The organism is Rhodopirellula bahusiensis (assembly GCF_002727185.1).
Classification (GTDB): domain Bacteria; phylum Planctomycetota; class Planctomycetia; order Pirellulales; family Pirellulaceae; genus Rhodopirellula; species Rhodopirellula bahusiensis.
This window is the reverse complement of sequence record NZ_NIZW01000018.1, coordinates 135,288-156,284: the sequence shown is the minus strand read 5'-3', so window position 1 is coordinate 156,284 and position 20,997 is coordinate 135,288. Positions and strand designations below refer to the sequence as shown.

Below are 20,997 nucleotides of genomic sequence, written 5' to 3'. Positions count from 1 at the left end.
ACGACGCCGATCGAATGTTTGATGTGGCGGTGTGGCCTTACAGCGACAACGCATCTGCTGGAACCAAGACATCACCGATGTCGTTCATGCCAGCTTTAATGTCGAGTTCAAAGCGACTACGGCGCCAAGATTCCTCGGAACCGTCAATTTTGACTTCGTCGATTTTGCCGGCTTCGTGCGAAACGCGGAACATGACCTCGCCAGTAGGAATGCCTTCAATGGTCAGCGTTCCATCTTCATCGCTGACGGCAGCGTAGGGGTGTTCCAACACGACGACGTAGGCACGCATCCAAGGGTGAATGTTGCATTCGACTGGGATAGCGGCTGGTTCAGGTTTTTCGAGAGCGACTTCTTTCTCAGCTCCGGCAGGAATCATCAAGTTCTCAGCCTTGTTGGCGAAGAAGTTCAGATTCGCGTTGTGACCGACGGGATCGGGGTTGGTGATCTTCAGCGTGTCGCCAGTTTGTGCGATCACGTAGTGAGGTTGGAAGCGACATTCGTCGTTGGCCAATTCGTGCGTTTCATTCTTGGCCGGAACGTCGTCCAACTTCGTGCCGCCACGTCCGGTGTAAACGTAAACCAAAACATTCTTGATGCCTTTGGATTCAGCATCGACCATCAACTTTTCGTTGGGAATGTCGTGCTTGCCACAGAAGTCGATGTCTTTGTTTGGATCGATCTTTCCAACTTCGGGGGCGTTCGGGGCGTCCAAAACAAAACGCATTTTCAACGTTCCGGTTTCGGCCATCGCCATCGACGCGGTCAGAGCACACGTCGCAACGGTGCCAGCAATCAGGGGACGAATATTCAAGGGGGTTTCTCCTGGAAGAACGATTGTTCGGTCTAGGTGGGTGACAACTGACGGAGCTTGTAGCAAAGCGTATCTGTGCCCGTCGTCGTCAAAAAGGTGGGCAATCCATTGTATCAATCGGACAACGAAAGTCCAGCAATGGCAGGAAGATACGACCGTTATTGAAAACGGAACAAACTTGAAAGAAGTTCGTAGAATCTTTGCCAAATTGAGGCCGAATTGACCGTGGTTTTCGCTCTGCCGGATGTCCCCGCGACGCATGTGGAGGGGGCCGTGTCGGATTTGCTCATTGCAATCGCGACGACGTAGCTGGTTTCGGGAGTTCGTACCGCTTGATCGGCTCGCTGGTGGTCGCGACGAGGCGCATCGATTCGTGGATCGTAAGTTTCTTCGGAAATCTGAACGACGCATCCGCGAAGAATTCGGTCGGGCGAGGCATCGCGAATCAAAACCGTTTCGTCGCCGATTTTGATTCGCTGACGTTGGACCGAACGAATGACCGCTTCAGCTCGCCAGCGAACAGATGTCTCGTTCTGCGACTCGGCTGACTGTCTATCAGAGGGCTGACTCACCGAAGCGATGCTGAGTAATTCTGTTCCGGCTTGCAACAAGCACCCGCTGTTTTCTCTCGCCGTGGGGTAGCCTGACCAAGAGGTTAAACGGACCGAAGTGCGGTCCATCGCCGGATTGAACCCCGGACCGAGATCCAGTGGATTGGCGTCGGAGTCCAGTGATGACTCGGCCGCTGATTGCGGGTTGCTTTGTGCGACCATCACGATCCCATCGCAAGGTGCAGTGATGGTGAGCGAATCACGTCGGCGTTTCGCAGATGACAATCGAGTTCGCATCTCATCCAGCAAGGCTTCTGCGGCGGGCAATTGCGAACTGGCTTCCGGGACCAATGTTTGCGAAGCCCGAAGCCCTTCCAGTCGCAAGGTTTGTTCGGCGACATCGCTTTCGGCGTCTAGCACCTCGAGTTCTATCTCTGGATTGGAAAGTTCCGCCAACACATCACCGCGAGAAACCTTTTGACCTGGTTCAACATGGAGATCACGCAAGACACCTGGTGTTGTCAGGTGCACACGCGTTTCTTGCTCGGGCAAAAAACGAACGGTGGAAACAACTTGGCGAGGAAGCGGAATGGTTCCCGCGTAGCCGATCGCGATCAGCAAGACACCCCAGGCAAACGCTCGGCGGGGACGCATCTTTCGGCGGTTCACAGGGTTTCTCCAAAAACGACGCAGCGGAATCATCGCTGACCAAAGCATCGTTGTCACGGCAAACAGAGCGAGCAATTGACCGACGATTTCTAACCCGTAGGGGCGAAGCGAGACCCAGATGAACCCGATGATCGTGGCCATCAAGATCCAACGGTAAGCCATCGAGGCAACGGCATAGACCAGCAACCAAGGTGATCGGTCGGCGGATTCGTTGGAGTCGGATGCCTTCACGCCTAGAAAGATCGACGCCAGGAAACTTCCCCACCGCCGTTGGGCTCGTTGAGCCAGGTTGGGCATGTCGGTCAGATCGGAAAGCAGGTAATAGCCGTCGTATCGCAGCAATGGATTGGCGTTGAAGACAACCGTGCTGATTCCACAAACCACCATCACGTGCGATGCAATCGTGTGCGTGAGACCCGCCGGAGTTCGCAACCACACCCAGGCTGCGATGGAAGCGATCACGACTTCTGTGGCGATTCCCGCCATCGCGACCGCCGCCCGGCGAAGGCGACTGGGGATCATCCACGATCCGCTGGTGTCGCAGTACAACGCCGGGGTGAACACCAGCAACATCGGTCCGATCGATCGGCACTTCGCCCCAAATCGCTCGGACACCACAGCGTGACCAAGTTCATGAGCGATCTTGGTCGCCGCGATCACTCCCGCCAGAATCATCGCATTCTGCATCGTCAGCCATTCGTGTGACGCGGGCAGTTCTGCGATGTATCGCTGGCGATGAACCAACATCATCACCGCGGCGGAGACCACCAACGCGAACATGGCGGCCACACCAAACGGAGTCAGCAGGGGACGCACAACTGGCATCAGCACTCGCATGACGGGCGCCGGATCGATTCCAGGGAACCGCATGAACAACCACTGCGAAGCCAACGCCCAACGTTTCTGACGACGATCGTTGTCGGCTCGCTTGAGCAGCGGATCGCCTTGCATGGCAGCGTGGCTGGTCGTCAGCCCGCTCTCGTGAAAACGAAACAGCAACGCGTTGATCTGGTTCGACCGAACTCGGCGATTGGGATAGCGTTCCTGGTAGTGGTCTCGCAGTTCATCGAGGCTGCATCGCCCGTCCAACAACGTCAGCAAAAAGTATTCGTCTTCGCGAAGCCGGTGATACTTGCCCGCGATGGCATCGTGAACGACCACCCAACCCGAATGACGATGCGAGACCCGGACGGCTTTCAACCCGACCTTGTGATGCACGCCCAGCGGACGCTGAGTCGATGAAGTGACACCCGGGTTCATGTCCGAAACCGAAACAGAACGTTGCGATGGAACCAAGCGACCACGTCGTCGAGCGCACTGGCCAGATACCGGCGACGTCCGCAAACGATCTTTGCCGTGACCTCTGCATCCCCGCGAAAACCGCCTTTTGGGATGTCATCGATTTTCGCGATGATGTCCACGACGTTCCGACCGTCGGCACGCTTGCGAGCGACTCCGCCGATGGTTGAAACGTTCGCTTCGAAGGTCTCCGTCGGTCGAGTCTCAATGGCGAATTGAATAGGAAGCGTTTGCCCGGCCGCGTGTCGGTCGATGACTTCGCCTGCTCGTGTTTCTTCGAGCTTCAGTTCTAGCTCCCACGGTCCATCGTGTTGCACCAAGGCGAACAAGCGATCGCCCCGAGACACGGGGCGGTCGCTCAATTGTTCGTTCAATCGCCACCCGACGACTTGCCCGTCAAAGGGGGCTTTGATCGAAAGCATCGCTTTCATTTCACGGTTGATTTCAAGCCGCTTGTTCAGCGATTCGATTTGGTTTTCGAGCGTTTGTTGTTCGAGAATGCTCTGCGCGGAATCACGAGCGTCGGCGGTCGCGGCCAGCAACATCGCTCGGATCGAACTCAGTTTTTGTGTGGCGGTCGCGAGTTGCCCAGACAATGCCTCGGCTTCGCGAGTCAATTCGGCGTTGTCGAGCTGGATCAGCACGTCGCCTTGCTTGACCACGTCGCCATCTTTCACGTTCAGCTCGTCGACGATCCCATCGATTCCCGCGAAGATCGCTTGCCGAATTGTGGGGCGAGCCACCCCGGTCGCGACGACGTGGTGATCGACATGAACAAACCAACCGGCCAGCAAACCAGTGAGAATCAGCAGGCAGATCGCCAAGATCCAGTGCCGGGTTGCCCGGCGAGTCGCGGCGGCAGCGGGGCGTCGGACCGGCAGGGCGAACACGTTTGCATAGCGGTTCGCATTGCTGATCGCGGTGGAGGATTCCTCGGCGACTTCGACCATGGCGGGAGTGATCGACGTGGCCGGTTCACCCGAGAACGTCTCGAGCATCAACATCGCGATCGGCATCGATTCGTGGCGCCGTTTTTCGCGAGCGTCCTCGTTCGACTCATCAGGCGAGGCGACTCCAGCGGCGGACGTCGTGTCTTCGACGGATTCGAACAATGGGATCACCGCCACCGACAACACACCGGATTCGTCCAAGTACGTTTCCAGCGGCGGCACCAACTGAGGTGACAACGCGGCCGGATCTGTCGCGTCAGTGCTGGCTGAAGGAGGCAGGATCAACGGCCGCTTCAGAACCGAAACGGTGTTCGCCAATTGGTTCATCGAGCGAATTAGCGGCGATCGTCGATCGATCACGGACGAACCGCTGATCGCAGCGACCTTGAAATTTGGCCGGCGGGCAGACGCGTTTTTTGCAAGCAGCACGACAGCACGTTCGCACGGCAGCAAACGTGGAAGTTCCGACGCGATTCGGTAAGCGGTCGCGGTGGGATCCAGGTCCGCATGGAATGCCCTCAACGCGGCGCGAATTCCTTGCGACGAATTGAACGCGCTGGCCAGCGATCGCGGTCCCGTTTCGGGAACCGACAAGGTTTGCGAAGTCTGGCCGGGCCGGTCGTCGTTGTTTTCTGCAGTTCCCATCGTCTGGCGAGCCGCGACGGCGAAATCGCCGAGCGACTTCATCGCCGCCAACACTTCCCCGGCGGGCAATTCCGTCGCTTGGATGACCAACACTTTCGCCGATTGAGGCGCGGGCAGGAGCTCGACCCCGATCGCGGTGATGGCTGGCGAACTTTCAGTTTGTTTGATTGCGTCGGTTTTCAAACCCATCGCAAACGAAGCCACGGCGGGAGACACCGCGTCAATCTGTGCTCGCAACTTGGATCGGTCCAATCTCGCGGCGATGGATTCTTCGCGGACCAGCATGCGAGGTTGCGGGAACGAAGCGTCTTGGACGGCCACGACAGCCGCCGAAAACGTCTCGCCCAAGTGCGCCGCCAAACGGTGCAGGAAATCCGCCTCGTCCCGAGCCTCTTTCGCGATTTGATCCACCACGTGCTGGGGCGAAACCGTCCGCGCATCGGATTCACCCGAGGGAACGGAAGCAGCGGCGGAGGCATCGGAACGGTTCATGCCCCCCAGCATAATCCAGCCCCCAAATTTGTGGGGCCTTCGCCGAAGGACGCCGTTTTCGCGAGTGGCCGACTATTCCAATCGAGCGAACCGGCCGTCGGAGCCGCATGCGAAAACTTTGGTTTTGCCGGCGGATAAACAGTGGAACCCGATGGCTGAGAAAGGAGTCCAGTTCATTCCATCGTTGGAAAGATCGGTCCCTGACGGTCCGACCGTGATCAGGAATCGGGCCAGCGGGCTGCCTTCGGGGATCTCCATGACATCGCTTCGGAATGACTCCGGTTGAACGGTGACATGCTGCCAAGTCCTTCCGTCGTCCAGGCTGATGCAAGCTGTGACCGCGGATGTTTCCGTGGCTCGGTAGTCACCGCCCACGCAGAACAACGGCGTCGCAGTCGTAACACCGGCAATGGCTGGACCTTGGCAAATGGCGAAGATGCCGGAGGCTTGTGAGCTTGGCATGGGAACTGAAACGGCATGCCAAGGCTGGTCCCAACCCGAGCGAGTGTACAGTCGGCTGGTGTCGGACTCGGCACCTCCAGTTCCAAACCACAGTCGGCCATCCTCACCGACCAACAACGAAGAGTTGCTGGCTGCGAACGCGGCTTCGCCTGGCCGAGCGAGCGGGAGTTCGGTTGACAACTTTTTCCAGGACCGACCGCCATCGTTCGTTTCGACGACCAACAGCCGTCCATCGACGGGGTCGCTGACAGCCAGCCCGCGATCCGCATCCCAAAACTGCATCGCGTCGAAGAATGCCGCATCGGATTCGGCACGATAGGTTTCCTTCCAACTGGTGCCTCCGTCTTCGGTTCGCAACAACACGGCGGGCGTTCCTGCACTGGCGATGCACGCATCGTTGGCACTGAACGCACAAACGCAGCGGAACTCCAAGTCGCCGTAGCCATCCGGGCCACACGGCTTCCAAGTTTCGCCACCATCGAGCGAGCGAATCACGGTCGCCGCCGCACCGCTGGCCCAGATGACATCATCGTCGACCGCGGAAAGTCCACGAAGACTGACGTTCGTGCCCGTCTCGCTCAGTCGCCAATATGGCGCGGGAGAATCCTCGCCGAACGAGATCGGGGCAAGCGTTGTGGTCATGGTCGCAGTCAGGACAACCAAGATGGCCGTCGCAGCGAAAGATGTTTGATGCGGCATCGATTTGATGCCCGGCAGTTTGCAAACGCGGAAATATGAAAACGACTCCACTCCGCGGCTCGGATTCTACCTTTGTTGAGGAGCGATGAGAGAGCCTGGATGGTCTCGCCCGACATTGCAACGCTCATTGCACCTGTCGCCGCTCCGCGGCTTTTGGTGGCGCGGGTGTGACTGAGACCTCGGGTTGAAACCCGAGGCTGACGGATGTCACCGCTCCGCGGTTAGGTGGCTGGGAGCGTTGTCGGCATCAGTCGCGGAGCGACGGCATTGGAAAGCCTTGGGTTTTAACCCAAGGTTTGTGATGGTTCCCATCCATCGGCAAGTCGCGGAGCGACGGCAGTTGTTGATCCACCTGTCGCCGCTCGGGACGTTCGAAAAATAAATGGTGGCTTGCGTCCGAGTTTCGCCCCGGATGGGGCCGTCGTGCTTAGCTTGGGGCGGAAGCCCCGAGAGACCGATACCGGAAAACAAACGGTCGCCCCGGATGGGGCCGTCGTGGGATTTGGGGGGGAGTCCCTCGCTGACGCTTCGGGTTGTGATGGGTGGTCTTGGCCGACTCGGACGGGCAAGAGTGCCTTTTTGTACCCCACATCTTTTGGGAGCCGCTTGCGTTGGGAATACAAGCGGTTTAAGGCTAAACATCCCTTGCCGAGGAATCATTAGTGTTTGATTAGCGGCGATTAGTGTTCCCTTGACCGCTCTGGTGGAACACTAATCCACTCTGATCGGACACTAATCTTTGGTGTTTCGAGATGTGGGGTATAAAAAGGCAAGAGTGCCCATCCTATGTGCCTTGAAACGTCGTTGAGGACTGAGTCGACAAGACGTCACCATTGACGCTCTGATTGCGGATGCCAAACCGAACCTCGGGTTGAAACCTGAGGCTGATTGATGTCACCGCTCGGCGGTTGGCTGGCAGGGAGCATTTCCGGCAACAGTCGCGGAGCGACGGCAGTTGGATCGCCTTGGGTTTCAACCCAAGGTTGCAAATTGCCCGAGAAACGCTGATCAAACTCGATCGATGTACTTGTTGATCATGTGCTCGAGGTACTCTTGGCGACCGCTTTGGTTGGCGTCGATCTCGCCCTTTTCGAGCATGTAAGCTTCCAACTCGGCGAAGCCAACTTCGCCGGCTTCGATCTTGGCACCGATTCCGGAATCCCAGGTCGAGTAGCGGTTCTTCACGAAGTCAGCCAATTCGCCGCTGGCACGAATCGCCGCGGCGATCTTCAGGCCTTTGGCGAACGCGTCCATTCCGCCGATGTGAGCGTGGAACAAATCGATGGGCTCGAACGATTCACGACGCACCTTGGCGTCGAAGTTCACACCTCCGGTGCCGATCCCGCCGTGCTTCATGATCATCAGCATGGTTTGGGTGGTCAGGTAGTAATCGGTTGGGAATTGGTCGGTGTCCCAACCCAGCAACAAGTCACCCGTGTTGGCATCGATGCTGCCCAATCCATCTTGCATGCCCGCGTAGTCGAGCTCGTGCATCATCGTGTGACCCGCCAGCGTCGCGTGGTTGGTTTCGATGTTGAGCTTGAAGTGTGAATCCAAGTCGTACGCACGAAGGAAGTTCATGCAGGCGGCAGCGTCGCTGTCGTACTGGTGCTTGGTGGGCTCTTTCGGTTTGGGTTCGATCAAGAATTGACCGTCGAACCCGATCGACTTGGCGTAGTCGACGGCCATGTGGAAGAACTTGGCCAAGTGATCCAGTTCTCGTTTCATGTCGGTGTTGTAGAGGTTCTGATAGCCTTCGCGGCCTCCCCAGAACACATAGTTTTCACCACCGAGACGCTTGGTGACTTCCAAAGCCTTTTTGACTTGAGCACCCGCGTAAGCGAACACGTCCGCGTTGCAGCTCGTCGCGGCACCATGCATGAAGCGTGGGTTGCTGAACATGTTGGCGGTGCCCCACAACAATTTCACGCCGGTTGCTTTTTGCTGTTCTTCCAGAACGTCAGCGACCGCGTCGAGATTCGCGTGCGTCTCACGCAAGTTGGCTCCTTCCGGGGCCACGTCGCGATCGTGCCAAGCGTAGTAAGGAGCTTGCAGTTTGGTGAACAATTCAAACGCAACCACGGCACGCTTTTGTGCGTTCTCGACGCTTTCGGATCCATCGTCCCAAGGACGAACGGCGGTTCCGGGGCCGAAGGGGTCAGCACCGGTGCCGCGGAACGTGTGCCAGTAAACGATGCTGAACCGCATGTGGTCCTTCATCGTTTTGCCCTCGATGACTTCGTCGGGGTTGTACCAGCGGAAGGCGAGCGGGTTATCGGACTGGGGGCCTTCGTACTGAACGACGGGGACATCGGGGAAAGCGGTCATCGGACGGATTCCGTGTATGGCTGCGAGGTAAAAAGATGCAAATCAATGGAGCAAACCAATATCAGAAGTTGACGGAAATGCGACAAGGGGGTGAAACCGGTTTCAGCGTTGCAGCGGTGTGAGAAGCGGCTTTCTGCATTCAGTTAGGGCGTCCAGAACGCTTTCGCGGTGTCCAGGTAGTGTTCCGAAACCCGTCAAACCGGATAAATTGCCGTTCGCCAGCACCCACATCGAATCCAGATTGCCAATTTTGCTTCGGACTGCGAAACTGAGGTCCTGCGTCCCGCCGCCAGGAGGTGGTGGCTTTCGAAACTCGCACCGGCAAATGAACGACGTGTCTTCTGCTCCCTCTGAATCGCTCACCGAATTTTTCCCCGAAGATCTGCTGCACGTGGTTCGCGAAAACCAACCGCTGCGTGAAACGTTGTGGTTGGGCATCGGTGGCCCCGCTCGTTTCTTAGCCGAACCGGTCGAGATCGATCAGATCGAAAAACTGTTCACCGTCGCACGTGAAAAACAGCTGGTCCTGCGCGTGCTGGGCCAAGGCAGCAATGTGCTCGTCCGAGAGGCTGGATTTGACGGCCTGGTCATCAAGTTGTCCGCCCCGGCGACGAGCGGTTTGGAAATCCAAGGTCAAAAACTGATCGCCGGTGCCGGTGCCAAGCTGACTCATGCAGTGATCAAAACGGTCGGCGAAGGGCTCGGTGGACTCGAACACCTCGTCGGTATCCCCGGCAGCATCGGTGCGGCCGTCGTCGGCAATGTTTCGGCGGAAGGGCGTGACATTGGTTCCGTGGTCGAATCGATCGACATCATCGACGAGGAAGGCAAACGCAAAACGCTCACCGGGGAAGAAGCCGGATTCGCTCACCGTCAATCGACGCTGATGGGAACCGTGGTCCTGTCCGTGACGTTCAACTTGGAGCCTAAAGATGTCCCGGCGCTGACCAAGCGGATGCAGAAACTTTGGATTCATCGCGGACAACGCCGTCCATCGGAATCCAATCGGATCGCGATGCCTTTCATCGATCCCGATTCCATTTCCGCGTGTGAATTGATCAACAGCACCGGGCTGGCCGGAATACGCGAAGGCGATGTGTCGTTGGATTCAGCCGAACCGCATTATCTGATCGCCCACGAAAACGCGACAAGTGACCAGTGTGTGAAATTGATCGGACGAGTGCGTGAACAAGTCTTGATGCAAACCGGGATCGACTTGCAGTTGAATCTGCAAATTTGGTAACCGTACTCGGATGACCGAGTCGCCCCCATCCGAAAAACGTCCACGCCTGATCCGCCGCAAACGCGGTCTGGCGGTGGAAGAACCTTCCACCATGGTGGGATGGGTGCGTGGCATGATCGCCGCACCAGCGGTTTTGTCGATTCTTTGGCCCGCCATTCTGTTGGTCGCCGGCTACGCTGCGTGGCAAACTTGGGGAGCCGAGTATGTTGCGAAGCATTACCACGGAATCGACCCTCAAAAGATTTCGGTGACTTCACCGCCGGAGTACGTTCGTGCCGACATCGTCGACGTGGTCTACTCGGACACCGCGATGAAGGACATGTCGCTGCTCGACAAACAGGTCTCCGCCAAAGTGGCTTCGGCATTTGCGAGTCACCCGTGGGTGCAGCGCGTCGTCGGCGTTCGTAAGAAAGCAAACGGTCGACTCGATGTTAGGCTCGACTACCGATTGCCAGTGGCGATGGTCTACGTGGATGATCCCAAGACCGGGCCCGGGTTCTTGGTGGTGGATGGCGAAGGCACTCTGCTGCCCAGCGATTTTGCACCGTCCGAAACGGATCATTACCTGCACATCATCGTTCCCGGTGCTTATCACACGGGCGGATATGGATTGCCGTTCGGCGACACGCGAGTTCATTCGGCGGCGTTGCTGGCGCGGTTGTTGGCACCGTATCGCGAAGAATTGAATCTGAAGAGCATCGGTGTGCACGGCGATCTACGCCAGAACCCGATCGTCCAGCTCGAAATCGCGGATGAGAATGGCGAGCGTTGGTTCTGGGGCAGTCCACCCGGCGAAGAGGTTGCCGGTGAAATGCCAGCGACAATGAAGATGCAAGCGATGCTGGCGGGAGTTCCGACTGGATCGGATCTTCGACAAGTTCAACTGCGTCCTTAGCAAGCACGCTGACTTCGGCTGAGCTATTCTCTTTCTTTCGCAGTCAGTTCATCTCGCGGAAGGAATGTTCAGTTGGTCCGAATCCATCTCGTTTTGTTGTTTGCCGTCGCGCTCTCGTGCACGAATCTTCTCGCGGCGGATCGTCCGAATGTTCTGGTGGCGATCTCTGATGATCAATCGTTCCCTCATACGTCGGCGTACGGTTACCAAGCCATCCAAACGCCCGCGTTTGATCGTGTTGCACGGACCGGAGTCTTGTTCAACAACGCGTTCACTCCGGCGCCTGGATGCAGCCCCATGCGAGCTGCGTTTTTGACCGGACGAAACATCTGGCAGATTGAACACGCCGGGACGCACGCCAGTTCGTTCGACACGAAGTACGAGGTCTACCAAGACCGACTGGAAAAGGCCGGTTACTTCGTCGGCTACACCGGCAAAGGATGGGGACCGGGCAATTGGAAAGTCAGCGAGCGATCTCGCAATCCGGCAGGGCCAGTGTTCTCGTCGAAGAAGTCCAAGTCACCCGGTGGGATCAGCAGTGTCGACTACGCCGCGAATTTTGATGCGTTCTTGGATCAGAGACCCGATGATGCACCATTCAGTTTTTGGTTTGGTTGCCAAGAACCTCATCGAGTGTTTGAGAAAGGCATCGGGCTAAAGAACGGAATGGATCCGGCCAAAGTCGTTGTGCCGGAGTTCTTGCCGGACACGCCTGAGATCCGCAGCGACATCCTGGATTACTGCTACGAGATCCAGTGGTTCGACCAGCATTTCGGCCGCATGCTGGAGTCGCTCGAGAAAGCCGGCGAGCTGGACAACACGATCGTGATCGTGACCAGTGACAACGGCATGGCGTTTCCGCGAGCCAAAGCGAACGTCTATGAGTATGGCATTCACATGCCGCTGGCGATCAGTTGGCCGGGCAAGGTGAAGGGTGATCGAGCCGTTGATGATCTAGTTAACTTGATCGATGTGACCGCGACGATCTATGAAGCAACCGAGGTTCAGCCTCCCGAGAAAACGCCTTTGAGTGGACGCAGTTTGGTGGGGCTGCTTCGGTCTGGCAAACGTGGAATCGTTGAACCCGATCGCGATGCGATTTTCTCTGGGCGCGAGCGACACTCGTCAGTCAGGTATCAATCTCTCGGCTACCCACAGCGATGCGTCCGGACGGATCAATACCTTTACATTCGCAACTTCCGTCCCGAACGCTGGCCTGCCGGTGCACCCCAGAAGTTTGGCTCGGGAAGTTACCCGAAGAACAAAGCGATTCTCGCCGAAGAATTGGGGCCCATGCACGAAGGCTACCACGACATCGACGGTTGCCCATCGCTCACGTTCTTGGTCGAAAATCACGACGATGCGGAGCTGGCAAAGTACTTGCAATGGGCCGTCGCAAAGCGGCCCGCAGAAGAACTGTTTGACATTCAATCCGATCCCGCTTGCTTGAATGACTTGTCCGCCAAGCCTGAATTCGCAGACGTCAAGCAAACCTTGAGTGAGCGACTGAACGATTACCTCACCGAGACAAACGATCCACGAGTGTCTGGGCCAAACGGTGGCGATGTTTGGGAAACCTACCCGCGATACAGCGGTTTGCGTTGGTTCCCCACACCTGACTGGGCGACTCAATCGCCAGATCGCGTTCCCAAGCTCGAGTGGTTGGAAAAGCGTCGTCCGAAGTAGTCGGCGAGTTCTAGTTGGCCATTGAGTTTTGTTCGCGAACGTCGGCATAAACAATCGCTGACAACCAAACCAAGCAAATGATTTGGCCCACGAGCGCGGCCACCGCGATCGCGATTGCGCCATAAGTACCAACGAAGGCTGCGGTCAGGCTCAGCATGACGACGGCCGCGACGATGCGGCATCGAATCGGAGCGAGCGGTTTGCCTCGTCCTTTCACGTAACTGTCCAGACCTTGCAGGATGCCTTTGATCGCGGACACCGGCGCCAGCCACCACGCGAACACGATCGCGGGTGCGAACTCCTCGCCGTAGACCAGTCGCACCAATGGACCGATCACGATCATGAACGCGATCGTGGAAACGGTTTGAATCGCGATTGATCCACCCAAGATTCGGTGCACATCGGATGTCTGCAAGCGTTTACTGCGATCAGCCGCCGTATTGAAAAGGTAGATACCCAGAGTGTTGGGGATCACAGTCAATGGATAGACGACCGGAACCATCGCCGCATAGAAGCCTTGCGTCAGCAGTGGAACCAACCACATCACCAGCAGCAGATCCAATCGCTCGAACAGATCCGTTGCCAACATGGAAACGCCGTAGGGACGACTCTCCTTGAGCAACTGATTGACCGGCGGTTCGCTTTTCCCGGTCGCAATCTTGGGCAGCCCAACCACGCAAGCGGCCATTGAGATCGCGGATGCGATGACAAACAAAACGCAGGCCAGGTTCAATGTCACGTCGGTCACGATCGCAGCGACCAACAGCAGAGCGGGGAACGCCGCAGCGGAGATGAACCGTCTGAGGTTGTACTTGGTGAAGTCACCCGCGCCGCGATCGACCGCCGTCATGATCAGCATCACGTGCTGACCGATGATGCTGAACGCACACAAGCACCCCAAAGACATCAGGTAGGCTTTCTCGTCTGGCAACGCGATCACATTGCACAGCACCACCAATCCGGTTGTGATGGCTCCGGTGGTCAGGCCCAACCACATCGCGGCGCGTCGGAGTTTGATGGTCTCGACGGTGCGATCCGCGGCGTAGCGGCAGATGACTTCCAGTCCCCCAAACAACCCGATGTACAGTGCCATCTGCACGTACAAAACGGTCGTCGCGTACTCACCGCGACCGACCGGTCCCAGCAATCGGGCCAGCAAGATGCCTTGGCCCATTTGCAGTGCAACAATCGCAAACGCGAATCCGACCGTTTGGGCGAACGAAAACGCTTTGGTGAATCTGCTGCGTGGCGGCGAGACTTCGGTTGCTTCTGCGGACGGTTGTTGACCGTTGATTGCTGGGCTAGGTGTGGCTTCTCCCGCGATCGATAGCCCAGCGTCTGCATTCGTGATGGAAGGTGGGCAGCCAAAGCTTTCGGATTCGCCGCTCTCAGCCGAGCATCCGCTGCCCGCGGCGGACCCAACGGTCGCCACGTTCTCGCAAGTCGTGTCAGACCGATCGCCGCGAATGCTGGATTCGCCCGTCGAAGGAGAGTCGGTAGAGGATCGGTCTGAGGTCATGTTGCGGAGCAGTATAATTGCGATCAGTGCATCCGCTTTGAGCTTCGTCAGTCGATTCCGTCCACGATCCGGACCTCAGGTCCCTGCCAAAACTGCCTGACTTGGTATCCGCCGAAGATGAAAACCGCGACGGTCATTGCGATCGCCGCGTAGATCTTCGCCTTGTCCCAATCGATTCGGCTGAGCAGGTTTGAACCGGCCGCACGTGCACTCTTGCCCGAAGATTTCGTAGCGAAGCTTCGTTTCGGTTCGCCGGCGCCCTTTCCTGATGGCGTTTGATCGGTAGCTTCCGCCGCTTCGTCGTCGAAAAATTCTTCGTCGCTGTCGAAGATCTCCGAATCAGATGCCGCCGCGTCAGGGTTGGATGTTTTGGCGCGAATATCGTCGTAACGTGCTTCCCGAGCGACATCGTCCTCCGCTTCCAAGAAGGAGGCAATGTCGACTTCCTGCCAAGCTTCCCCTTGAAGCAACGAGACCGGAGATGCGGCAGGTTTCTTGGGAGCAGCAGGTTCTGGCTCGCTCAAGCGCAGCGTGGCTTTGTCGTCTTCGACCCCGGCAGCGGTGTCAAAACGAGTCTCGTTCACGACCGTGTCTTCGCGTGATGCCTCTTCGGTAGGGCCGCCGCCATGAAGCTCGATCTCGGCGGTCTCACCGTTTTCGATCACTAGATCGAATGCGATCTTTCCGCATCGAAGCTCGGCGCCATCAACCAGCTCGATCCAGGTTCGCGTCGGGACGCGAGTTCCGTTGACGCGAGTTCCCGCGGAACTATCCAGGTCAAAGATTCGAAATCGGGGTTCCGAATCGGCTGGTTTTTCCCAATGCAGCAGGCAGTGTTTCCGGCTGACCGAGCGGCTCTTCGGTCGGATTTGGCAAACGCGATCACGACCGATCATGTAATAACCGGTGTGAATTGCCGCGACCATGCCGGCTCGGCTTCCGGTTGCAAGGATCAGTTGGGCGGAGGTTTCGGTCACCAGTTTCAATCGGTCGTGCATCGGAGAGGAAGGTCCGGTCCGACCCTTTCTGGCCGCGCCGCTACTGCGGTCCAATCATAACAAAGAGAGTCGAATTTGCCGAGGTTTCAACCGCCGTTGATGATGACGATCTCTTTCCCGCTTTCGGTCGCCTTGATTTTCGGGGCCTTCAATTCTTCTGGTTTGGAGATCGTGTAGACAGCCATGCCGACCACTGTGATCAGGGCGATGACGGCAATCGCCAATCCCATCCCCAGCATCAGCGTTTGCCCCTGCTCGGATTTCGCGTTGGAAGACGAATTCGTTTTGGATGCTGCGCCGGCGAGAGGTGGCGGAGTGCTCGACAACCCGGAGGCCGATCCAGGGAACGCGCTCGGTGTGGTCGCCACGCCGATGTCCGGCAACGTGCTGAAGTCAAATTCGCCCGCGTCGTGCAGCGTTTCATCGGCATCCGACCCGTTGAAGACGGACTGGTCTTCCATCGTCGCTTGGTACAGTTGTCCGTCTTCGGTCGTGTCCGACGTCGACGCGATGGCCGCGAGTGGCTGGTGATTTTTTTGCTTCAGCCCAGCGGTGCGGCGGATGCGATCGAATTGCCCAATCAAATCCACGGCGGATGGCGGGCGATCGGCGGGTTTCTTTGCCATCATCCGGACCAGAAGGCTCGCCAGCGGTGCTGGGCAATCGGGACGCAGCTTTCGGACGTCTGGAATCGGAGCGGTCTGATGTTTCGCGAGTCGCTGAGCCACCGTGTCGCCTTTGAATGGCGGTCGTCCGGTGAGCAAGAAAAACAACGTGCAACCGAGCGAGTAGATGTCCGCCCTGGCGTCGACGCTGTGACTGTTGAGAGCTTGTTCCGGTGCAACGAAGTCGGCCGTTCCAGTCAGCCGGCGTTTGCCGCTTTCGCCTGAGCTTTCGGACCAACCGATTCGAGCCAGTCCCATGTCGCTGACCTTCACCACGCCATCGGATCGCAACATCAGGTTGGATGGTTTGATATCACGGTGGATGATTCCGCGTTCGTGAGCGTGAGATAGCCCGCCGGTTGCCTGATACATCGCATCAACCGCCGCGGCGATCGACATCACACCGTCGCGGGCAACGACTTGGTGCAAATCGATCCCGTCGATGTACTCCATCACAATGTAGAGCTTGCCGTTGGACTGATTGAAGTCGTAGGCGCGAACGATGTTCGGGTGATCGAGTTGGGCGGACGCTCGTGCTTCTTCTTGAAAGCGTTGGATCCGGCGTTCATCGCGACTGGCGTCCGAATTCAATATCTTGAGCGCCATCTGACGTTTCATGACATTGTGTTCACCCAAGTAAACCATCCCCATGCCGCCTTTGCCGAGCGGCCGAAGCAGCTTGTAAGCGCCGAGGAAGAAACCTTTGCTCTTTCCGGCGAGGAGCTTGCTGGATTGCCACCGCGTCAGCAGGCCCGCGTTCTGCATCCCATCGGCGAGACGCTTGGGAGTGAACTTGGTGTCGTCGGTCATCAGCGATGCGACGACCGTCTTGATCTCGTCGAGTGTCACCACACCGGCAGCGATGGATCGCCGTACAAGTGCACGGGACTCTTCATCTAGGATGGGCGCAGAGGCGGGAGGGCTCTCGGCAGACATAAGGACATCGCATCAATGAGAGGTGAACCGGTCGGATCAGTTTACCAATCGACACCCGGTTTTGCGAAGGAACAGTTTCCTTCGTTTCGGCTGCAATTCCCGCTGTTTATCGCCTTTGACGATGAAGTTTTGATGAACATTGATTCGATTGTGTTCCGATCAATCCATCGCCTCGGATTCTTCCACCTGAAACACCTCCTCGGGGTAGTCCACTCGGCACAGGAACAAGCCATGGGGCGGCGCTGTGGGACCGGCCATTTTGCGATCGCGGCTCTCCAGGACTTCGTCGACCCACTCCACCGGTTTGCGTCCGCGGCCGACTTCCAACATGGTGCCGATCAAGTTGCGAACCATGTTGTATAGAAAACCTTCTCCATCGATTTCAAAGCACCAGTGTTCGCCTTCCAATTCCGCGCCGGTCGGTCCGGCGGCGGATCGAGGGATCCAGCGGGCCGAATGAATGGTTCGAACCGTCGACGGTCGCTCGGCGCCCGTTCCTTGAAACGCTTTGAAGTCATGCCGTCCCACAAACTTGGTCGCAGCCATCTGCATCGCTGAGTGGTCGATCGGTCCGCCGACTCGATGGACGAACCGATTCGCGAATGGATCTCGACTACCACCAACTTGCACCAAGTACTGATACTGCTTTCCCGTGGCATCGGCGATCGGATGAAAACGCTCTCGAGTTTCGCGAACGGCTTTCACCCGAATGTCATCGGGCAACTTGCTGTTGATCGCCCGCTGGAGAGCAATCGTGCCCGCGTTCCAAACCGGCAACACACAACGACCGACTTGGCCGATCGCGTGCACGCCGGCATCCGTGCGACCGCTGCCTAACACACGGACCGGGCTTCCAGCCAACGGTCGGATAACGCGTTCGAGTTCCGACTGGATCGACCGCTGTTCAGGTTGGACCTGCCAGCCACAATACTCGGTGCCGTCATAAGCGACCGTCAAATGAAACGTGCGAGGGCGGTCGTTGGCTGGCAATTCAATTCTCGATGGAAACCGGATCTCGATGACTCACCGCATTCGATTGCGACGCCCCTGGACCCGCGAAGTTTTTCGCGACGGTCAGCTGATTGATCAAGCAGACCGAGTGGATGTTCCGGATGCTTCGGAGACGCCCGAGATCTCGGCAAACAACAATCAAAGCGATGAAACACGGTTCGAGTATCATGCCATCTATCGCCGGCATTTCAATTGCCCCACCGGCTTGGAAGAGGGCGATCAGGTGTCGATCGAGATGGTCCCTGCACCGAATCGATGGTTCGTGGTGCGTTTGAATGACGAGGTCATCGGTTCAAGCGACTTGGCCGGGCTCGCGAAAGAAAGCGACCGCGAATCCATCCGGTTGCAAATTCCTGAGCCGTTGATGGGACAGAACCAGATCGAAATCGAACTGCGATCAGAAGTCACGGCGGATCTTCCGCTTTGCACCGCGGAAGTCGCCCTGCGTATCGACGCTGCAGGCTGAGAAAGGTGGCTTAGGATTCCATCCTGTGATTTGCAAAGAGCACCCTAGGGATCGCTCACAGGCTGGAAGCCTATGCCACAGTTTAGAGATGTTGCTCGATCAAACGGATCATCGACTGCGAAGATTCGACCGCACCAACGGTGGTCGTCTTCGGGAACAGCAGCTTCGGAATCGTGCCCGCGCCCGCTCGCTGATAGAGCTGGATGTGTTTTTGAATGTATTCGGTCGGAGTCGACCCGTTTAGCGTTGACTTCAGTTTCGCTTCGTCGACCAGTTGCGAAGCGTACGATAGAGCTTGCGAGTGGGTTGGCTTTGAATCGAACATGTAAGCGTGGAACTCACCAAACTTTTCTCGGTCGACCATCCAAACCGCAACGGCCAATTTCGCTAGGTCACAAGCCTCACGATGTGACGCGTGAGTGCTCTTGATTTCTGGGTTGCATTGTCCGTCCAAAGGAACCGGCAGCATGATGACGGCCAGACGATCGCCGAAGTGTTCTTCGGCCGCTTTGAGTGACTCGTGCGTGCGTTGGCAGTGTGGGCAGGTGTAATCGAACATCTCAACAAACACCATCTCCGCATCCTGCTTTCCGACGAGGGGCCAGTCCTTGGTCGCTAAGCGAACGCCACCCAAGATCTCCGCCGTTTTCGGTGTTTCACTTTGCGGAGCTTCTACTTCAGCTGATAGCAACGAAGCCGGGTTCACCATCGCCATCGCAAAACGAGCGAAGTCAAAGTTGGCGACTCGTTCGATCATCTTTGTTGCTTCACGAGTCTTGCTGACTGATTCAGGTGGTGCGAACAAACCGTCGACGCTCTCTCCCTGTGCGGATGTACCGCTGGTTGGTGCTTCGAAGACGCCTGGGGCAGCGAAGGTTTCGGACGCTTCGACTGATCCGGGAGCATCGAAAGTGGCTGGTTGAACGCTGTGTTCAATCACTTCAAATGTTTCTGGTGGTTCGGTCGAAATTTGCAGCGTGATCATCGCTGCGAGCCCAGCGACAGCGGCGGTGCCCAAGTAGCGAAGCGACGGCGTTTGCAACGGACGACTGTAGAGGAACGTTCCCGCCAGAACCAAACCGGCGACGTGAGCGACCATGCAGTACGGGCACAGATGGCCAAGTGCGAACACCTGCAGGCCAAGGAACCACAACGCGGCTCCGCCAGCCGACAACGCAGCAACGCCGAGTGCACCCCAGCGAACTCGTTTCCAAAACAGACTGATCGGGCGGAACAGCAGCAACGCGATTACCGACACGTGCGTCAGGATGGCTGGGACGCTGACTGGGATTGTGGCGACTTTCGACCAGCGGCTGTGCAACACGTGGCCGCAATCAAAGACGCTTCCGCCCGAACAACCCGCGACGGGCGACTGCGTGAATGAACTGTAAGCCAGATAGCTGCTTGTCCCCAACGCAATGACGCTGCACGCCAGCATCAACCACCACGAACTGACTCGAATCCGAGATACCGCGCCGCCCGCGGACTCCCTCCAATTCAGAGGCGAATGAGACAGATGATTGACCGAAGAGTGCAAATCGACAGTGGCCATGGTGGATCCAACAAATAGACAGGTGGGAGATCTTGCTGCGGTGCATCGGCAGAATCGCAGGTTGTGTGCCAATGTCCCGGCCGCGCGAACTAAATTGCATAATTCGCGGGAATTGCCTGATTTGCCCTGCCCAAGGGAACGGGAAGGTCCACTGAGCGACCAATTTGAAAGCAAATGCACCATCCTTGAAGGCTCATGCTTTGGATGTCCATTCGCTCGTGGATCCCGCAAGAATCGCTGGGAACACAAGGTGTCGCATTTTCTGCTGCGAACCGTCTCAAATTGGGAGAGGTATGGCTGGCTCAGCAATGCGGCCCGCAGGCGGTTACACCAAAGGGCTGTAGGTGCGACGGTATTCGGTGGGAGTGATTCCGGTGGACGTTTTGAATTGCCGAGTCAAATGGCTCTGGTCGTAGAAACCCGTTGTTGCAGCGATGTTGCCGATCGCCTCTTGAGTCGATTCCAGCAAGTGCCTTGCCACACCCACTCGGACTTCCCGGATGTAGTGGTTCGGCGTGATTCCGAACAGGCGCATGAATTCGCGATGCAACTGGCTAGGGGACAAGTTCGCTTCTCGGGCCAAGTCCGCGACCGCAATTGGATCGGCGTAGCGCTGTGTCACGAACTGAACCACATTCAGTAAACGCAGATGACCGCTCTCGGGGGCGTCAGAATCGTGGTACGGCCGCTTGACTCCCGCCAACGCCACGACATCGCCGGTGGAATCCAGCAACGGAATCTTGTTGCACGAGTAGATCTGCGGCACGCCGCGGCTATCGGGGACCAACCAAATTTGATCGGTCAACGTCTCACCCGAAGCGACCACGCGGCGATCTTCCTCCACATACTGCGTCGCTATTGCCGGCGGAAAAAAGTCAAAGTCGGTTTTGCCGACGATGGAGGATTCATCTTCTACGCCAACAATCCGGCAAACCACACGGTTGGCCCGCAAGTAACGTCCGTCCGCTGCTTTGACGTACATGTAAACCTGCGGCAAAAAGTCGAACAGCTCCAGACACGCCATCGGATTGGCGATGCTGTCGAAGACATTTGTATGCCAGCGAACGGTATCGGAAGGGATTTTCGGCATGCGAGGATTTTACAAAACGATGCAACGAAT

Annotated in this window: 15 protein-coding genes; 4 read left to right on the top strand and 11 right to left on the bottom strand. The window is 57.4% G+C overall.

Annotated features, from left to right (window positions below; translation table 11 throughout):
• Nucleotides 1-37: 37 nt before the first annotated feature.
• The 5 genes from CEE69_RS21810 to xylA all read right to left on the bottom strand — a co-directional run bounded on the left by CEE69_RS21810 (nucleotide 38) and on the right by xylA (nucleotide 8,906).
• Nucleotides 38-811 carry a methylamine utilization protein gene (locus CEE69_RS21810; protein ID WP_099262719.1) on the bottom strand — a complete coding sequence of 258 codons (774 nt, stop codon included), beginning with the start codon at nucleotides 809-811 and terminating at the stop codon, nucleotides 38-40.
• 158 nt (nucleotides 812-969) lie between these two features.
• Complete coding sequence (locus tag CEE69_RS21805; protein WP_099262718.1) at nucleotides 970-3,291, bottom strand: biotin/lipoyl-binding protein; 2,322 nt, start codon at nucleotides 3,289-3,291, stop codon at nucleotides 970-972.
• Entirely contained in the window at nucleotides 3,288-5,417 is a 2,130-nt protein-coding gene (locus CEE69_RS21800; protein ID WP_099262717.1) for an efflux RND transporter periplasmic adaptor subunit, read from the bottom strand. Before CEE69_RS21800 ends, CEE69_RS21805 begins: the two co-directional genes overlap by 4 nt.
• 72 nt (nucleotides 5,418-5,489) lie before the next feature.
• Nucleotides 5,490-6,521, bottom strand: a complete 1,032-nt coding sequence (locus CEE69_RS21795) for a sialidase family protein (RefSeq protein WP_099262755.1) — start codon at nucleotides 6,519-6,521, stop codon at nucleotides 5,490-5,492.
• A 1,065-nt stretch (nucleotides 6,522-7,586) separates the two neighbouring features.
• Entirely contained in the window at nucleotides 7,587-8,906 is a 1,320-nt protein-coding gene (xylA, locus tag CEE69_RS21785) for a xylose isomerase (RefSeq protein WP_099262715.1), read from the bottom strand.
• A gap of 325 nt (nucleotides 8,907-9,231) precedes the next feature.
• On the opposite strand from xylA, the gene CEE69_RS21780 reads away from it, so the two are divergent.
• From CEE69_RS21780 to CEE69_RS21770, 3 genes are all read left to right on the top strand, one after another.
• Nucleotides 9,232-10,149, top strand: coding sequence for a UDP-N-acetylmuramate dehydrogenase (locus CEE69_RS21780; protein ID WP_233215509.1), 918 nt, complete (start codon nucleotides 9,232-9,234; stop codon nucleotides 10,147-10,149).
• Between the two features lie 10 nt (nucleotides 10,150-10,159).
• The gene (locus CEE69_RS21775; protein ID WP_099262713.1) at nucleotides 10,160-11,044 is read left to right on the top strand and encodes a cell division protein FtsQ/DivIB; all 885 of its coding nucleotides are present in this window, start codon (nucleotides 10,160-10,162) and stop codon (nucleotides 11,042-11,044) included.
• 156 nt (nucleotides 11,045-11,200) lie between these two features.
• Nucleotides 11,201-12,730, top strand: a complete 1,530-nt coding sequence (locus CEE69_RS21770) for a sulfatase family protein (RefSeq protein WP_233215508.1) — start codon at nucleotides 11,201-11,203, stop codon at nucleotides 12,728-12,730.
• Nucleotides 12,731-12,740: 10 nt separating this feature from the next.
• Here CEE69_RS21770 and CEE69_RS21765 read toward each other — a convergent pair whose 3' ends face one another.
• The 4 genes from CEE69_RS21765 to truA form a co-directional block, all read right to left on the bottom strand.
• The gene (locus CEE69_RS21765) at nucleotides 12,741-14,249 is read right to left on the bottom strand and encodes a lipopolysaccharide biosynthesis protein (protein ID WP_099262711.1); all 1,509 of its coding nucleotides are present in this window, start codon (nucleotides 14,247-14,249) and stop codon (nucleotides 12,741-12,743) included.
• 47 nt (nucleotides 14,250-14,296) lie between these two features.
• Nucleotides 14,297-15,226 carry an FHA domain-containing protein gene (locus tag CEE69_RS21760; RefSeq protein WP_233215507.1) on the bottom strand — a complete coding sequence of 310 codons (930 nt, stop codon included), beginning with the start codon at nucleotides 15,224-15,226 and terminating at the stop codon, nucleotides 14,297-14,299.
• 107 nt (nucleotides 15,227-15,333) lie between these two features.
• On the bottom strand, nucleotides 15,334-16,848 hold the full coding sequence (locus CEE69_RS21755; protein ID WP_099262709.1) for a serine/threonine protein kinase: 1,515 nt from the start codon (nucleotides 16,846-16,848) through the stop codon (nucleotides 15,334-15,336).
• A 159-nt stretch (nucleotides 16,849-17,007) separates the two neighbouring features.
• On the bottom strand, nucleotides 17,008-17,838 hold the full coding sequence (gene truA / locus CEE69_RS21750; protein ID WP_099262708.1) for a tRNA pseudouridine(38-40) synthase TruA: 831 nt from the start codon (nucleotides 17,836-17,838) through the stop codon (nucleotides 17,008-17,010).
• A 28-nt stretch (nucleotides 17,839-17,866) separates the two neighbouring features.
• Here truA and CEE69_RS21745 point away from each other — a divergent pair, with 28 nt between their 5' ends.
• Nucleotides 17,867-18,325 carry a hypothetical protein gene (locus CEE69_RS21745; protein WP_099262707.1) on the top strand — a complete coding sequence of 153 codons (459 nt, stop codon included), beginning with the start codon at nucleotides 17,867-17,869 and terminating at the stop codon, nucleotides 18,323-18,325.
• Nucleotides 18,326-18,407: 82 nt separating this feature from the next.
• On the opposite strand, the gene CEE69_RS21740 is transcribed toward CEE69_RS21745, so the two are convergent.
• On the bottom strand, nucleotides 18,408-19,877 hold the full coding sequence (locus CEE69_RS21740) for a vitamin K epoxide reductase family protein (protein ID WP_233215506.1): 1,470 nt from the start codon (nucleotides 19,875-19,877) through the stop codon (nucleotides 18,408-18,410).
• 325 nt (nucleotides 19,878-20,202) lie between these two features.
• Nucleotides 20,203-20,967, bottom strand: a complete 765-nt coding sequence (locus CEE69_RS21735; protein WP_099262706.1) for an AraC family transcriptional regulator — start codon at nucleotides 20,965-20,967, stop codon at nucleotides 20,203-20,205.
• Nucleotides 20,968-20,997: the final 30 nt, after the last annotated feature.

What these genes read in the sequence shown, in the direction of transcription:
- CEE69_RS21805 (WP_099262718.1), bottom strand. Translation starts at nt 3,291, where the DNA reads ATGAACCCGGGTGTCACTTCATCGACTCAGCGTCCGCTGGGCGTGCAT.
- CEE69_RS21800 (WP_099262717.1), bottom strand. Translation starts at nt 5,417, where the DNA reads ATGAACCGTTCCGATGCCTCCGCCGCTGCTTCCGTTCCCTCGGGTGAA.
- CEE69_RS21795 (WP_099262755.1), bottom strand. Translation starts at nt 6,521, where the DNA reads ATGACCACAACGCTTGCCCCGATCTCGTTCGGCGAGGATTCTCCCGCG.
- xylA (WP_099262715.1), bottom strand. Translation starts at nt 8,906, where the DNA reads ATGACCGCTTTCCCCGATGTCCCCGTCGTTCAGTACGAAGGCCCCCAG.
- CEE69_RS21780 (WP_233215509.1), top strand. Translation starts at nt 9,232, where the DNA reads ATGAACGACGTGTCTTCTGCTCCCTCTGAATCGCTCACCGAATTTTTC.
- CEE69_RS21775 (WP_099262713.1), top strand. Translation starts at nt 10,160, where the DNA reads ATGACCGAGTCGCCCCCATCCGAAAAACGTCCACGCCTGATCCGCCGC.
- CEE69_RS21765 (WP_099262711.1), bottom strand. Translation starts at nt 14,249, where the DNA reads ATGACCTCAGACCGATCCTCTACCGACTCTCCTTCGACGGGCGAATCC.
- CEE69_RS21755 (WP_099262709.1), bottom strand. Translation starts at nt 16,848, where the DNA reads ATGTCTGCCGAGAGCCCTCCCGCCTCTGCGCCCATCCTAGATGAAGAG.
- CEE69_RS21745 (WP_099262707.1), top strand. Translation starts at nt 17,867, where the DNA reads ATGACTCACCGCATTCGATTGCGACGCCCCTGGACCCGCGAAGTTTTT.
- CEE69_RS21740 (WP_233215506.1), bottom strand. Translation starts at nt 19,877, where the DNA reads ATGGCCACTGTCGATTTGCACTCTTCGGTCAATCATCTGTCTCATTCG.
- CEE69_RS21735 (WP_099262706.1), bottom strand. Translation starts at nt 20,967, where the DNA reads ATGCCGAAAATCCCTTCCGATACCGTTCGCTGGCATACAAATGTCTTC.